The organism is Sphingobacterium sp. B29 (assembly GCF_001952815.1).
Classification (GTDB): domain Bacteria; phylum Bacteroidota; class Bacteroidia; order Sphingobacteriales; family Sphingobacteriaceae; genus Sphingobacterium; species Sphingobacterium siyangense.
In genome coordinates this window covers 1,820,825-1,837,149 of sequence record NZ_CP019158.1, presented here as the reverse complement: position 1 = coordinate 1,837,149, position 16,325 = coordinate 1,820,825, and the positions used below count along the sequence as shown (strand labels likewise).

9 protein-coding genes are annotated in these 16,325 nt (G+C 38.8%); 4 read left to right on the top strand and 5 right to left on the bottom strand.

Annotation, left to right across the window (positions count from 1 at the left end; all coding sequences use genetic code 11):
* Positions 1–475 precede the first annotated feature (475 nt).
* Both BV902_RS07630 and BV902_RS07625 read left to right on the top strand, forming a co-directional pair.
* Positions 476–1,366, top strand: coding sequence for a TraB/GumN family protein (locus tag BV902_RS07630; protein WP_075991424.1), 891 nt, complete (start codon positions 476–478; stop codon positions 1,364–1,366).
* The gene (locus BV902_RS07625; RefSeq protein ID WP_075991423.1) at positions 1,311–3,947 is read left to right on the top strand and encodes a hypothetical protein; all 2,637 of its coding nucleotides are present in this window, start codon (positions 1,311–1,313) and stop codon (positions 3,945–3,947) included. Before BV902_RS07630 ends, BV902_RS07625 begins: the two co-directional genes overlap by 56 nt.
* 46 nt (positions 3,948–3,993) lie before the next feature.
* Here BV902_RS07625 and BV902_RS07620 read toward each other — a convergent pair whose 3' ends face one another.
* On the bottom strand, positions 3,994–4,584 hold the full coding sequence (locus BV902_RS07620; protein WP_083663509.1) for a S41 family peptidase: 591 nt from the start codon (positions 4,582–4,584) through the stop codon (positions 3,994–3,996).
* Positions 4,585–4,837: 253 nt separating this feature from the next.
* On the opposite strand from BV902_RS07620, the gene BV902_RS07615 reads away from it, so the two are divergent.
* On the top strand, positions 4,838–7,225 hold the full coding sequence (locus BV902_RS07615) for an ABC transporter permease (protein WP_157625936.1): 2,388 nt from the start codon (positions 4,838–4,840) through the stop codon (positions 7,223–7,225).
* 38 nt (positions 7,226–7,263) lie between these two features.
* On the opposite strand, the gene BV902_RS07610 is transcribed toward BV902_RS07615, so the two are convergent.
* The 4 genes from BV902_RS07610 to BV902_RS07595 all read right to left on the bottom strand — a co-directional run bounded on the left by BV902_RS07610 (position 7,264) and on the right by BV902_RS07595 (position 11,933).
* On the bottom strand, positions 7,264–8,079 hold the full coding sequence (locus BV902_RS07610) for a hypothetical protein (RefSeq protein ID WP_075991420.1): 816 nt from the start codon (positions 8,077–8,079) through the stop codon (positions 7,264–7,266).
* A gap of 92 nt (positions 8,080–8,171) precedes the next feature.
* Positions 8,172–9,494, bottom strand: a complete 1,323-nt coding sequence (locus BV902_RS07605) for a BNR repeat-containing protein (RefSeq protein WP_075991419.1) — start codon at positions 9,492–9,494, stop codon at positions 8,172–8,174.
* Positions 9,495–9,562: 68 nt separating this feature from the next.
* Positions 9,563–10,804 (bottom strand): DUF2264 domain-containing protein, encoded by a 1,242-nt coding sequence (locus BV902_RS07600; RefSeq protein WP_075991418.1) that lies wholly within the window; start codon positions 10,802–10,804, stop codon positions 9,563–9,565.
* Positions 10,805–10,817: 13 nt separating this feature from the next.
* Entirely contained in the window at positions 10,818–11,933 is a 1,116-nt protein-coding gene (locus BV902_RS07595) for a glycoside hydrolase family 88/105 protein (RefSeq protein WP_075991417.1), read from the bottom strand.
* A 323-nt stretch (positions 11,934–12,256) separates the two neighbouring features.
* Here BV902_RS07595 and BV902_RS07590 point away from each other — a divergent pair, with 323 nt between their 5' ends.
* Positions 12,257–16,318, top strand: a complete 4,062-nt coding sequence (locus tag BV902_RS07590; protein WP_083663508.1) for a hybrid sensor histidine kinase/response regulator transcription factor — start codon at positions 12,257–12,259, stop codon at positions 16,316–16,318.
* Positions 16,319–16,325 lie beyond the last annotated feature (7 nt).

Below are 16,325 nucleotides of genomic sequence, written 5' to 3'. Positions count from 1 at the left end.
GAAATGAAAAGGTGAACTTCAAAATGCATAAAGAACATAAGATCAATTTTATTAGCTTCGTGCCAAATACTATACCAGTTGTCCTGTGCGTTCAATAACGGCTTCTATAGCCTCTTAAAGCATATTCCATATCTTTTTCAGAAAAAGTCGCTGTACGGAAGCGAACAGTTTATAGCGATATTGTTCACATGCGTACACCCTATTAAATGCGGGCTAAAAGATGAATTATACTTCCTGTATACTTCCTGAATTACGCTCATTTAATTAAAACTGAAAACCAGGATTCAACAATTGTGAACAAAAGATTTTAAAGGAGGTTCTGTTGCGCATCTACTGAAATTTATTTATTTTTAATAGATTATTTTGATTTTGAATCTTATATGATCAATTCAATTTTCAGCCATAGTAAGATATGCTATCAAGTAAATAGCTTTAGCTTCATTTCTTAGAACCATAATATTGATCTATCAACCAAATGTATAAATCTGTCAGCGCCACAAAATACACGCAACTCCTTTTATGGGTGTTTATTTTTTCCTGTCTCACTTCGTTTATAAGCAACGCTAATGCTCAAGAAACAAAATACACAAGCTTTTTATGGGAGATTACCGGAAAGGGGCTAACTAAACCTTCTTACCTGTTAGGCTCTGTACATTTAAAAGACCGGCGTCTGATCAATAGCAATGATTCTATATTTGTGGCTATTGCTAATACAGATGCACTGGCTTTGGAAGTACACCCCGATACGCTGTATAAACAGATATGGGATTTTCGATACAGCAAAAAATCAACACTTAAAAAGATAGCGCTTACCGAAGTACAAAAAAAAGAGTTTGTAAAACGCTATCAAAAGGAGTATGGTGTGATGCCGGATTCCCAGCAAATGGCTTCTCCGCTTATTGTTAAATATCTTATGAATCCCAGCAACGATAAACCGGACGATATTACCGCCGTACTGGATGCTTATCTCTATGGCCTAGCCAAATCACAACGAAAATATATTGTTGGCCTCGAGCCAATAGAAAATCAACTGGATGTTGATGGTAGTAACGAATTGGTTCATCTCGCGAACAAAAGTGATAGTACAAAATACTATAAGTATCTGGAGGATATGATGCAACTGTATAGCTCTGGAGACCTGGCTGGTGTTTGGAACGCGATTTCACCCCATATTGATCTTGAAGAAATGCAAAGAAGGAATAACACGATGCTAAAAAATATAATTTTGCAGCTCGATAAAGGTACGCTCTGCGCGGTCGTGGGGGCCGCTCATCTTGCAGGTGACCTAGGACTCATCCACCTTTTACAAAATGAAGGCTATAAGCTCCGCCCCGTTAAGACAAAAAAAAACAGATCTGGCTTCTAAATATAAAATAGACTTCAGTACGATGGAATGGATGCCCCAAAAGGACTCTATCTTTGGATATACTGTCCAATTACCAAAAAGTTATATCTACAGGATAAATACATTGGGTGCAACAAACATCATCTATGGTGATCTGAGCACAGAAACAGAACTGATGGTGTCGGCTCAATTTGTTGGTGATCTGAATGGACTTACTGCGAAAGAAATTTTAAAACAAGAATACGAAAGAAAAACTGCCAAAAGCAAGTTCCCTATTGTATCTCAGCAATTTCTTGAAAAAGATGGTGCCCAAGGTATGCAGTTGATCACCGCAAATAATGGCATGGAGGTTAAATGGGAATTCTGGCTAAAGAACAATACATTATATAGCTTATCGGCCTTTACCAGCAAAAGTCCATTAGACAGGTATTTGTCGGACCGCTTTTTCAATGGCTTCACAATCCTTCCTCTCGACCGCCCCGCTGAAATAGATGAATCTGTCAATGACATTGGTGCTTTTGCAATAAAAATGCCGACGCAAATTCAATACCTTTACCAGACAGGTTCAGAGCAGCTCGGAGATAAACAGCTCCAATATGGCATACATAATTATTTTTCAATGGATAGGGATCGAAAAATAAATTATATGGTTCAGTATCACGATTATCCGATTGGCTATATCATGACTGACAGATCCTTGATGCTGAAAACGCTCAAAAACAGCCTTAAAAAAAATCCAGCGCTTACCGTTACCTCTGTTGAGCCAAGGGAGAAGGAGAATATAACGGGCATGGCAATAAAAGCCCAATTGAACAAATCAAACCTATTCGCAGAAACATGGGTCCGCGGGAACCGAATTTATCAGGTACTTCAGGAAAACCTAGATAAGAATAATAAAGAAATGGATAGCGCTTTTTTTAATTCCTTCCGTATGGTTCCTTTTAAGGAAGCCGACTGGAAAGATTTCACCGTAAACAGTATGAAGCTAAAACTTCCTGCTACATCGTTGATAAAGATAAAAAATGAGGATGTAGCTGAGCAACTTGATAGCGAATCTCATATTTATGCCGCAGCCGACAGCAATTCAAGCACATCCTTTCTCTTGGAAATCACTAAACTGCCTAAATATTATCGGCTGGAAAAAACCGACAGTTTATATGCCGAAATACAGGCTACTGCAAAAAAGAAATCTGAGAAAATGGTCCATTACGACACACTACGATCCGACAATATAACCGCTGCAATCTACACAAGTAGCGATTCATTAACAGCTAACTATCATAAAAAAGCGATCTGGATCAGAGGCAATATATCCTATGGATTTGATGCTATCGGCACACAAGAAACAGTTGAAAAAATAGATATAAACAGGATTATCAAATCCGTCCGTTATACAGGTACTACAGCGAACTTTGACGTATATAGCTCAAAAGCAGCAACTCTTTTTGAAGATATCTATAGCGCTGATTCTCTCGTTAGCCAAAACGCAAAAAACACATTAGAGCTCAGTTACAAATTTGATAAAAATGACCTAGCACTAATTTATAAAACATTGGTCCGAAAACAGGTCGATGACGAGCAGAACAGTGGGCTTCGAAGAAACCTGATCTATAGTTTGGTAAAGAATCATGATGAACGGAGCATACCTCTTTTAAAAAATATACTTAAGGATCCGACAACACCAGACCTGATCAAAATCGCAATCTTCCCGACCATCTATGAAATAGATTCAACACAGCTTGAATGGTATCTCCAGGCATTAAATCATCATCGACCCGATGTTGATTACCAAGTATGGCAATTACTACAGCCTTTACGCACTTCCCATAAATACGTAGCTGAGAATTTAGAACAGGTCATTCCATTATTTGCGATCGATAATTACAGACCTACACTATTGAATATTTGTTTAGAAATCGCTAAGGACAGCACTGTGCGCAATAGCCGTGAAATGGTAAAGGTTTATCTGCCGAATGTAATGAAATATCTAGCCAAAGACCTGTCCAAATTTGCTTCCGAACAGGAATCAGAGGATAGTTTCGATCCTTATTGGATAAGCGATTATGTGAAAATACTGGGTTTATATGATCAAAAAGATTCACTACTAAAATATCAACATCAGTTGCTCGCTAATACACAAATAGGTTATCTGCGAGCCTCCACCGCAACTGAATTTTTGGTTCTCGGTCTGCCATTGAATCAAAAATTAATGGATAGCATCAATGTTAATATATCGCAAAGAGGAGTATTGATGAGGGGGCTTAAAGAGAAAAAACGCGAAGATTTGATAGCCCCCAGGTATAAGGAGCAAATTGAAATTGGAAAAATTGTTGTAAACGATTACATGGAATCCGAATGGGATATGCAGTCGCAACAAATTGATTATCTGGGACAATTGACCGAGAATAATAAAAAGTATTTAGTTTATGCATTTAAAACTGAGAACGATGAGCAAAGCTATCTCTCAATTTATTTACCAGATGACCAAAATAAAGAATGGTCTTATACTTATGAAAACTGTTATTCAGATCTTGAGCCCTTTATCGGAGACTGGAAAGAACAAGCTCTCAAATTGATCCAACAAATGCGTATTGAAGATTAAAACAATAAGCTGATAGCGAAAAACCGAAAAAATGTTCTAATAGAAGTTAAATACCTCCAGAGGTTAAAAACTCAAGTGCCTTATTGATAAATATTGATTTATTTTCTAATATATATTGATGTTGTTCTTTACGGCTTTGAATATTCTCCGGATACGTAATCTTTATATCTGGATTTATTCGTTCTCCAACATCATACGATTTTCCTTTTCTATTGTGCAACAAGGCAGTCATTAAATTAATGGAATATCCTTTATCTACATAATAAAGTTCATTACCTGATGTTAAACCAGCTGACTTTGTTCCGATGACGGTCACATTCTTTTGTCCTAAAAAATGACATGCAGCAATCTCTCCTGAGCTTCCCGTTATTCCCGAAATCAAAACAATTACTGGTATCTTATTATTTACAAGCGGTAAGACTTGAACAGTATCAAATTTAAAATACTTTGCTTCCACATCATTGTCTATATATAAACCATTTTGGGGAATCTGAAATTTATCTACCAAAACCTCCTTTCCGTCTTTGTCCAATGTTCCATCAAAATAACAAAATGTCTGTGTGGTATCTATGAGAGCATGAAAGGGAATGATCATCGGAGCACAACTACCACCTTCATTCTCTGTTAAATCAATAATCCAAGCCTTGGGTTGTTTTCAGCATATCTTCTAGAAGTAATCCAATTTTCCATTTTCCGTTCGCAAGCGAACAGTATTGTTCACAATCGAACAATTTAATACGGCTAAAAAAACAAACAAAACACTGAATATCAAAAACTTAAAGTTTGGGCAAAACTATTGATGCGTTAAAAACCAATTGATCACAAGCATGTTGTATGAGATAAAAATGACATGAAATGCAATGAATTTTTAAGATTAAAATTAGGAAATCATGTATAATTATTTAAAAGTCGGTTGGCGGAAATTGTTCAGAAACAAAATCTTCTCCTTAATCAATATACTAGGATTATCGTTGGGCCTAGCCGCATGCTGGATTATCCTCTTATTTGTGAATGATGAATTGAGTTATGATCGTTATTTTACGCAGGCAGACCGTATATATCGCGTTGTTTCCCACGGAAAATGGGATGGTGGTTCCTTTGATATAACGGGAACTGCAGGTCCCCTTGCGAATGTTATTAAAGATGAATTTCCCGGCGTAAAGGAAGCTACCCGATTCGATATTGAGGGCGGTGGTATAATTACCATTGATAATCAACAAACAAAAGTCAACGAAATCTTCCTCGCAGACAAGAATTTCTTCAATCTATTTGACTATAATTTTCTTGCTGGCAATCCTGCAACGGCATTGGCTAATCCCCAGTCTATTGTACTGACAGAAGACTTAGCCGTACAATTGTTTGGATCCGTAGAAACAGCAGTCAATAAAACGCTTTATTTCAATAAATCTGAACCCAGCCTTGTCACGGCTGTTATACAAAATGTACCTCAAAATACACATTTCAGCTTCAGAGCTATCCGTTCCTTTTCAAAAGACTTTAATCCTGATTGGAATCAACTTTACCTTTATACTTACGTACTATTAAAAGATCAGTCATACTTGCCCCAACTTCAAAAAAAACTTCCTTACATCGTAAAAAAATATATTCATGGACGGGACCTCGATTTTGATTATAAAATCGAATTACAACCAATTACAGATATCCATCTGCATTCTAATCTAAGTTATGAGCTTGGCAATAATAGCAATATCAAATATGTTTACATCTTTTCCATTGTCGGTGCATTAGTACTCTTAATTGCGATCGTAAATTATATTAATATCACAACGGCTCAGGCTTCAATAAGGATGAGAGAAATTGCCGTCCGGAAAGTAATCGGATCCAGCACTTTAAATCTAACAAAGCAGTTTCTTGTTGAAACATCTTTAATCATCTTTTGTGCAGCATTGTTAAGCATATTGCTGGCGTCAGCTTTTCTTCCATGGCTAAACCAAATGATCGGTAAGCAATTGGATTTATGGCATTTTGGAATAGGGAAAACCTTACTGTTTGTACTTCCATTTATCGTATTTCTAGTATTCACTACCGGTATTTATCCAGCTTTAGTACTTGCTGGACTAAAGACTATTCCTTCGCTAAAAAATCAGATCGGAACACATGGCTTCCAACATCTACTGAGAAAATCACTTGTGGTTTTTCAATTTGTAATCGCAGTATTGCTTATTGTATCCACCATAGTCATTTTTCTACAATTGAATTTTATGACTACAAAAAACCTGGGTTTCGACAAAAATCAGGTCATGGTTTTCCATCTGGACAATGAATCCACGCGCAATAAAGGTGACGAGCTCAGAAATAGCTTACTTGAAGATAGCCATATTACAGAAGTAGCGTTCGCCAGCAATCCAATTGGGAAAAACGACATTGGCGTGGGGACTTTCAATGTTGAAAATAATGGAAAAATTGATCCCAACTTTACACTCGCCAATACCCTAAAAATCGACCCTAATTTTATCCCGGCAATGCATATTCAACTGGTTAAGGGAAGAAATTTCGACAGTACCATGCCAACAGATAGCGCCTCTGTCATTATAAACGCAGCATTTGCAAAAAAACAAGGCTGGACAAACGCGATAGGCAAAAGGATCGAATTTGGAAGAGACACAACTGGAAAATCCATCCTGAAATCTGTTATCGGGGTCGTCGGCGACTTTCATATTTATTCGCTTCAGCACAAAATAGAGCCTCTTATCCTAGAACTTCCAGCTAATAAAATGGAAATGGACAATATTTATATTCGCATGAAATCGACAAATGTAGATCATACACTTTCGCATATAAACAAAGTTTACCGTAAATATGTCCCCGATTATCCTTTAGAATACACATTTTTAGATAAGACCTTTGAACAGCAATACAATTCGGAAATAAAACAGGGTCAAATTCTCTTAATTTTCGCCTTGTTGTCTATCGTTATTGCCTGTTTAGGCTTATTTGGTGTAATTACATTCGCTATCCAATTGCGGATAAAAGAAATCGGTATACGCAAAACATTAGGTGCAACACTCAGCAACCTCGTTTATCTACTGTGCTCTGATATGGTTAAACTGGTCGGTATAGCCCTGTTGATTGCACTGCCGCTCGGATGGTTATTGATGAATCAGTGGCTGCAAGAGTTCGCTTATCGCATTTCGGTCAGCTGGTGGATACTTGTAGGTGCAGGGATGATCGCACTGGTCATTGCTATTCTAACCCTATGTACCAGAGCAATAGCCGCGGCAAAAGCTAATCCGGTCGACAGCTTAAAAGTGGAGTAAGAATTTGTATCCACTATACGTTCGCGTAGTTGAGATTGTTATTGATAAAATTCCTTGCGTACAAAATCGTTTTTATTGAGCTTATTGAGCTCTCTTATCAAATAATAGCGATGTAGAAAACCCGTTAAGACGACAATCTTTTTACCCGGATATATTCGAGCTAGCTCATAGATCTTGGATGCCATTGTTTGATTTCTTAAATCCCAGAAGTCTGACATTAATCTGAATCCATCTTTATAACTGATCTTGTCTCCATCGGGTTTTGTGACAAACCTTTCTGAAAACTCAGACCTTGCATCTGTAATTTTCAGTAATTCTTGATATTGATAATATTGTCTTTTTTCAGCAATGCTATCCGTAGTATGATTATTGAAATTTTCGGGAGATAACGTGGCAATTTTTATTAAATCTCCCGTGATACGTTGAAATTCTTGGTAAATATTGGCTTGCCCGCCGGTCAATTTTTGAGCACGGTACAAACTGTCGATCAATTTAACGGTTAAGTTATCAGTAGGTACCATGCCTTTTTCTTTACGGTATTTGTTTCTTCCTTCAAAATCAAATGGAAATCTCAGGGTTTGTGGATTCTTCATCAAATAAAGATTGCTTGCTTTTATTTCATTTCCCTCTGGGCTATACTGAGCAGTTTCATATTCCTTCATCCCTTCACGGTCTACTTCATGAAGAATAATATCAGGCTTAATATGGTTAAGAATTCCAACCAAAATTTGAGCATTATAATTTGGAACACTATCGTGAATATTTCCGATTACATATAGGACTGTTTTACTTTTTTGTCCAAACACATGTGTAAAGATTAGAAATAACAAAACAAATACGGTTGAATGTTTCATAACGTGCGGTTAACTTTTTATGATTTTTTAATATTTTAGCGCTAGGGTATTAATAGTATTCTCTAATATAAAAAAAAACAGCAATCTCTTTCTCAATCACGCCATTCTACTACCCGTATTGCTGTCGCGGGAGCATCAGCGAGTCCCTCAGCATCCTTTTGCACTGTAGACTGCACAAATAAAGCAACTTTACGTTTCTTTTGCCACAACTGGGTATCATATGTAGGTTCCCAAGCCCCTACGGACTGCTCATAAAGATCAATAATGTCATTTGCCTCTTGATGCATGCCATTCAACCGCAGTATCGAAGGTCGGTAACCGCGCTCTTGATCCCGAAAGACCAGCGTCAACATTATTTTATTGTCTTTTCCGCGAACCAACACCTGGGGCCTGGCGATTGGAATATCCTTTGTTCCACCACCACTCAAACTAAAAGGTGTTTTTCTAAAATCAAAAGACCGGATCTTCCATTCACCCTCTTGTAAATAGATTACCTTATATTGCGGGATCTGTGTTCCTGCATCACGCCAGTAACTAGCGATAAAAGGATTCCCTTTTTCATCCGCAGCGATAGAGGTTTGATTAATCAATTCGTGCTGCTGGGGTATATGGGCCGCATACTCGACCGTAGATTCTTTCATGGGCAAATCGTACCGCATTCCATTACTCTTTTGCCAGGTTAATCCACCATCTTTTGAACATGCATAAGCCATATCATGATTGCTTTCCACGTTGGGACTCTCCCGCCAGACCCAAGAAAGATGTATCGTCCCCCGGCGATCCACATAACTTTGCCAATAGGCATTTCTGCGTCCCTCGCCATCAATCAGATTGCTATGCATCCGCTCCCATTTTTGCTGCTTACTATCGTACTTATTGACCACAAGATTACCGTGGCCGGATCCGCCGTCACGATATAAAAACAATAACTCGCCACTGGGTAACTTTAAGAATTCGGGGTAGGTTACCTTTGATTCATTTTTTCCTAGCATGGCTTGCTCATAACCCAGCACAAGACTATTGGGGTGAAGGGTACGTGCGTATCTCAATTTGCTATCATGCTGATCCCAGCAAACGTGGAGATATCCAGCCTTATCCACCATAATACTAATCACATTATGAGCATCCTTCACATGCCCGGTATAGCCGGTACGTCGCAACTTCCATACCTTGCCAGAAAGTAATCGCTGGCCTAAAACTACATATCCAGCTTCATCATAATAAGCGATATATTGGTATTTACCATTGCTGGTTAATGAATTTTTACGAAATACGGTTGTGTTGATCGTGTTCTTTGCCCAGCCATTTCCGACAAGCGTATTCTTAATTTTCTGCCCTTGTGCATTATAAATAAACAAGAGACACGCGCAAGTGAGCATCCCCACTCTTACTAGTTGATTTAGATATTGCTTCATTGAATTTTTTATACACTTCTTGAGTCACCAGATCCTTTTGAAAGGAGTCTTATTCCCGGAATTTGGGGTTATTGAATGGCTTTACCCTGATCTTTATGCCAGTCCTGTCCTGACCAAATACGCCGTGCACTCCAGTCGCTTGCTTCACTTGTCCAAAAAGAATCTCCGTCGGGTAATCCCAAAGGCAAAAAAATTACTGAACATAAATAGGGACTCCCCTGATTATTGTATGGATCACCCAAGCCCGGCTGATTACCATACATACCCAGCGTCAACCAGCCATTTTCATACGTATTTGGGTTTTCGGTCGATTTTTTCAATACCGCAGACAGGGCAGCCTTCACCTGTCCTTCGCTAAGTTCCCCGGGGAGCCGTCTCTTGAACGCCATATCTGCAAGATGATGGAAAGCTGCCGCGCGATAGATTACAGACCTTCCTATCGGGGGAAAACTACCGTCGGCATTGATCAACCGCTCCTGAATAATGGCATAGCGCTCATTTCGAAGCTTGATTTTTGCAAACATCCCATCATAGTTTTTAGTTTTCAACTGTATGAAATCCATAATTCCGGCCAAGAAGGGATGGATAACATAACTATTATAGTAATCAAACGCATAATGCGGACCATCCATATACATTCCATCTCCAACATACCACTGTTCCAATTGCTGCAGCGCATAATCAACGCGCATCACATCCCAATCATCCGAATATTTCGCTAAAAAAACTTCATTCATTGCTGAAAAGAGTAACCAATTTGAATAAGCCGGTCGAAATTGGCGCGTAATTTTTATAGATGCTACCAAATTCTTTTTTGTCTGATTGTCGATATGATCCCACAACCAAGGACTACGCATAAATCCCAAAGCGATAAACGAGGCATCAACAAGCTGTTGGCCACCGAGATCAAAACGCATAAAATCACGTGCATTGCTGTCCAAAGCATTTTTAAGTGCTTGAACAGTCCATGCTCTATATTGATCGCGTAACTTTATCTCTTCAGCCGAACCGCCATCCAAGGAAAGCCAGGGTGCTATGCCTGACAATACCCTTCCCAAGACTTCAACATATTGTACTTTGATGCGCTGTTCCTTATTATCCACGTGTATAGAAGTCATTTGTGGCATAGTTAACCGCAGGCTATCATGGGCCAGACTGCGGAGAACGGGACGCAGCATATGATCCATTTCTTTAAGCCAAAAAGCTCTATCCGTCTCTTTTGTTGATGCAGGTTTCTTCTTCACGCCCTGTCCAAAGACAGTATGGCCTATCAGAAGAATAACAAAGAACAATAAAATCTTATTTTTCATTTTCAAATCCAATCTATTTTTGAGCTAAATAACGATACATTTCCGAGCCGGCTAATAAAAACGCACCTACACCAAAAGGAGCTGTAGAGTTGGTATCCACCACCTGTCCGGGGATAGCTTTTTCACCAATAGGTTGTACATACCCAATTCTGCCATCGGGTTGTAAAGCGATCTCACTAAGATATTTCCAGCCTTTAACCGCAGCATCTTTAAATTTAAAATCGCTTAGCAAGCCATTATTTATTCCCCAGAGCAACCCATAAGTAAAAAAAGCCGTTCCGCTTGTTTCCCTGCCGGGAGCATGCTCGGGATCTAACATGCTTCGAGTCCAGAATCCCTCCTGCTGTTGGCAATTAATGATAGCGGCCGCCATATCCTTAAAGCGCTCCTGATAGTAGGTATAATGTTTATCCTCCTGAGGTAGATCTTGAAGAACCTTTGCAAATGCAGCGAACACCCAGCCATCGCCACGAGCCCAAAAATCCTTTTTGCCATGTAAACTCTGGTGTTTGGGGAAGACATATTTTGCATCGCGGTAATACAATTTCTCTTCCCGATCAAACATGATACTATCGGCATATTGTAAATAAGCATACATCTTATCCAGATAAAGTGAATTGCCTGTCAATTTGTACATTTTAGCCATCACGGGCATCACCATATACAAACCATCGGCCCACCACCAATAGTCCTGTTTATTGGAGTGGATCTGATATTCCATCACTTCCTGAGCACGTGCAATCTTTTCAGGGCTTGGCGATAAATGATAGAGATCGATATAGGTTTGAAAACAAATTTGCCAGTCACCAAAAAGAACGTGTTCGTCTGTTTCCCCATAGTTGTATTTCCAAAGTTGCGTATTGGTAGACTTGGCACCTTTCCAATCATTGTATCTGGCCCAATCCTCAGCATATTTTAAGTCGCCCGCTGATTTTGAAATCTTATAGAATTCCATATTTCCGGTATGATAAGCTGCCTGATCCCAAAAAGCCCAAACCTCGGGCTTATGATGAGACTGCCAGTATTGATTTGCCTTACTTAGCTGAGCAAGTACGGTTTCTTTGTTCAGTTGCTGTCCAAATGAAAAATGTCCTACAAACAATAGACATAAGATTAAATTGATCCGCATATATTTAGATGTATAGTATTTTTTGATAAACGAGCACAAAAGCTACTTTAAATTGGTTTGTACACTATTTAATGGATACACTCATTACTTTCTTCTCGATTTTTTTTGCTTTATAAAGCAACAATGTTAGCTGTAATACAGGCCCTTTTATATAAACGTACAATATACACTTATTTTAAAAAACAATCGTATCTTTAGCCATACAATCTTCAATTTGACTGTTTTCAATTGCAAATAGTCGTTTTCAAGATAATAACCTATGATAAGGATAAATCGATAATTTTACCTGATATCGGAAATACCATACGAACAAAACTGCTAACATGCCTAGTTTCAACAGACTCCCATATTCTCGTCAGGCCTTAATCCTGGTATTCGTTCTCATCCTTGTTCACTCAAGTATGCTGAGCCTAGCACAATTTCCCAAGGAGATGAATAGAGGTTTATCCAATAGTTCGGTGAAATCCATATTTCAGGATAGTCAGGGCTTTATGTGGTTCGGTACCTTCGACGGGCTTAACAGATTCGACGGTTACGATATAAAAACCTATAGAAACCAGCTAAATAACGAAAATAGCATTCCGCATAATTATATCTATTGTATAGCAGAAGACCACAATAAAAAATTGTGGATAGGAACCGGTCAAGGGATTGGAACCTACGACCGAAATTTTGATACCTTCTCCCGTTTAAATTATAGAGACCAAAAATCGAAACGGTTATATCATCTCAACGCTGACACAAAATCCATTCAAATCGATAGTGACAATAATATTTATATAGGCACAAACGGCTGGGGGCTATTTTACAAAAGTCATAAAGAAGCATATGCCATGCAAATCGCTTTTAAAGATTATAAATCGAACCTATCCAGCTTATACTACCATGTATCCGCCACACATATTGATGCGGCAGGCGGGGTATGGGTTTTTATAGAGGGAAGCGGATTATATGCTTTCGATAAAAAAACACAGCAGTTGCATCTTGTATCAAAGGTTATTACCAGTGCAACCTCTATGGTTAGTACAAACAGCGGTGAACTCTTTATTGGTAATTACGAAGGATTATTTGTTTGGAAAATCAAAGACGGCATGCTTTCGACATTGTATCCGCAGGAGCTTAAATCGAGTCAGATCAATATGCTGACGTTGGAAGGACAAAACAAACTTTGGATAGCCACCCAAAACAATGGCATTTTTATACTTAACCTATCTCATGGAAATGCAGAAAACAAAAGTAATCTACAGCCTGTTCAATTTTCACTGAATAGCAAGACCATTTATACGGTTTACATAGACTCCCAGCGTAAAATATGGATCGGCACCGGAAAGGGCGGCATTGAGACGATTGATAACAATGGCTATAAATTTAATTATTTACAGCAGAAACATTATGCGGGATTTAACTTGGCGCACAAATTTGTCCGTTCTTTTGTTGAATATGATAACAAGATCTGGATTGGTACCGAAGGCAATGGTCTTTATGCATGGGATAACAAGACCAATCAGGTTCAGTCATTTCAAAAAGGGCCACAGCAATTGCCAGACAATACGGTAAACCATCTTTTGACTGGAACTAATGGAGAATTGTGGATCGCAACCGAAATGGGCATTGCGCGTTACATAAAGGGCTCGGGTTTTAAATATTATGTTTGTAGAACGCCAACTGGGGTTCTAAATAACAGTATACAGTTACTTTTTAAGGATCAGGATGAAAAGATCTGGGCAGCGACATTTTCCGAGGGAAGAGTATATACATATAATCCGACAAGCGACCAATTTGAAGTATTCAGCGAAGACATCTATGATATCAATTGTATGACTGATGATCAGAAAGGTAATATCTGGATGGGGAATTACAATGAGATTATACAGCTAAACAAGCAGACGAAAAAAATCTCCAGATATTTAATCGGAAAACCTGTTCGTGCCATTCAGCTCGGAAAAAATAACAGACTTTGGCTGGGAACAGAAGGAAAGGGGCTCTTGGCATTTGATATCAGTTTAAAAAAGATTGTCGAAAATTATTCCACAAATGAAGGATTGAGCAACAATGCCGTACTTAATATTTTGGAAGATAAAACTGGAAAATTGTGGTTAAGCACCTTTAATGGGCTTTCGAAGTTCGATCCTTCCACTAAAAAATTTGTACGGTACGAAGAAACTGACGGACTTCAAAGCAACGAATTTTCCTATGGGGCAGCTCTTAAGCTCAAAGACGGCCATCTTCTTTTCGGAGGGAACAACGGTTTTAACATCTTTGACGCCGATAGCATTAAACTGAAAATTTATGAACCTGCCTTAGCTATCACAAGCCTTAAAATTAACAATAAAAAGATTGCCGACCTGAGCGACCGGGTCGATATTGGAAAAGATCATAGCATTCATAAATTGACGCTCCCCTACAATCAATCCACTTTTTCGCTGGAGTTTGCAGCCCTGGAGTTTGATTCCCCACAAAAGATAAAATACAGGTATCTATTGGAAGGATTGGACAAAGGATGGAACGATGCAGGGTCTACCCGATCAATAAATTACAACGGTCTGCATGAAGGCACTTATATCCTTCATATTCAATCGACCGACTCGGAAGGCAACTGGACGAATAAACAGATTAAACTCGAGATTCAAATTCTTCCGCCTTGGTATAGAAGCTGGTGGGCCTACCTGCTTTACACGCTGGCTATTGCCTATATAGGACTATGGTATCTGCGCTATCGGAAAAGGCAAATCGCTTTAAATTACGAGATACAGCTTTCAAAATTTACCATTCAGAAAGAAAGAGAACTCAATGAGAAGAGGCATGCATTTTTCACAAATATATCGCATGAATTTAGAACACCACTGACCTTAATTATTAATCCGATTAAAGATCTGCTAAAGACCAAAAACGAGTCCAAGGACAGCGCTTCCCTTCAGATTGTGCATAGAAATGCCAAAAGACTGTTGAGCTTGGTGGATCAGCTGCTTGTATTTAGAAAAACAGAGGACGGTGCCGAACAGCTCAAAATCAGTATTTTTGACTGCCAAAGCTTTATGAAAGAAATATTTCTATATTTCGCTGCTCAGGCAAAATTGCAAAATATAGATTACCAGTTTCTGGAAAATTCCGATCCGATTTATGTCAATGCTGACAAAGAAAAAATTGAGATCATCTTATGCAATCTCATATCAAATGCCTTTAAATTTACGCCTTCCAATGGTGCTATCCATATTGCCTTATCGCAACAAAGTCGGGAATTAAGCATTCAGATCAAAGATTCGGGAAAAGGTATCCCCGAACATCTTGGCGATAGGATATTTGACAAATATTTTTCGGATCCACTCAATGGTCCCAAAAAACAAACAGGATTCGGGATTGGGATGTACCTTGTCAAAACTTTTGTTGAAATGCACGCCGGAACAATAAGTTACACGAGTTCAGCAACAGCGGGAACAACATTCGACCTCGTTTTGCCTATCTTAGCAAAACAAACCCCAGCCGAAGAACCTTTGGCAGATGTAGCGCTTTACAACGAGTCGGGAATTCAAATGCTATACGATTCGCAAGTGGCGACGGAAACCGTTCCCTTATTCCCGACAGCGATATCAAGCAAAAAATTCAGTGTCTTATTGGTCGACGACGACGATGCTATCCGCAGCTACCTTACCGACATTTTTAAGGTAGAATACTCGGTCTATAATGCCCATAATGGTGTTCAGGCACTCGATATGATCAAGCAAAAACAACCTGATCTGGTAATAAGTGATATTATCATGGAAGGGATGGATGGATTGTCACTTTGCAAAGCCGTAAAATCTAATGCTGCACTCAACCATATTCAAATCATCCTACTTACCTCAAGTACCTCTGACAGCACTAAATTGGCCGGAATTCAATATGGTGCCGATGATTATATCCATAAGCCATTTGATTCGGAAATATTGTTGCTCCGGGTCAAAACATTACTACAGAACAAGAAGAACCTTCAGGACTTTTTCTTTAAAGCGATTACGCTACAGTCCAATGAGCTAAAGATACCGATCACAGACAAGCTATTGATAGAACGGTGCATTGAGATTATTGAAGAGAACCTGTTGGAAGAACTGACTGTAATAAGTCTTGCCGAAAAAACAGGCATGAGTCATTCTTCACTCTATAAAAAAATTAAAACTATTTCAGGCAAATCGATCAATGAATTTATCAGGTCGGTACGACTAAAAAAAGCAGCCGAAATGCTCATATTGACGGATTCAAAAATTAATGAAGTAGCTAACTTAACAGGTTTCTACGACCAACGCTACTTTAGACAGCAGTTCAGCAAATTGTTTGGACATACACCTTCCGACTATGTCAAAAAGTATCGAAAAGCGTTTCAGAATGAATTCCATGTCGATCGGCCTTAGTCTGAAT

Excerpts from the sequence above, each read along its gene's own strand:
- BV902_RS07630 (WP_075991424.1), top strand. The coding sequence starts at position 476 with ATGTATAAATCTGTCAGCGCCACAAAATACACGCAACTCCTTTTATGG.
- BV902_RS07625 (WP_075991423.1), top strand. The coding sequence starts at position 1,311 with ATGAAGGCTATAAGCTCCGCCCCGTTAAGACAAAAAAAAACAGATCTG.
- BV902_RS07615 (WP_157625936.1), top strand. The coding sequence starts at position 4,838 with ATGTATAATTATTTAAAAGTCGGTTGGCGGAAATTGTTCAGAAACAAA.
- BV902_RS07610 (WP_075991420.1), bottom strand. The coding sequence starts at position 8,079 with ATGAAACATTCAACCGTATTTGTTTTGTTATTTCTAATCTTTACACAT.
- BV902_RS07605 (WP_075991419.1), bottom strand. The coding sequence starts at position 9,494 with ATGAAGCAATATCTAAATCAACTAGTAAGAGTGGGGATGCTCACTTGC.
- BV902_RS07600 (WP_075991418.1), bottom strand. The coding sequence starts at position 10,804 with ATGAAAAATAAGATTTTATTGTTCTTTGTTATTCTTCTGATAGGCCAT.
- BV902_RS07595 (WP_075991417.1), bottom strand. The coding sequence starts at position 11,933 with ATGCGGATCAATTTAATCTTATGTCTATTGTTTGTAGGACATTTTTCA.
- BV902_RS07590 (WP_083663508.1), top strand. The coding sequence starts at position 12,257 with ATGCCTAGTTTCAACAGACTCCCATATTCTCGTCAGGCCTTAATCCTG.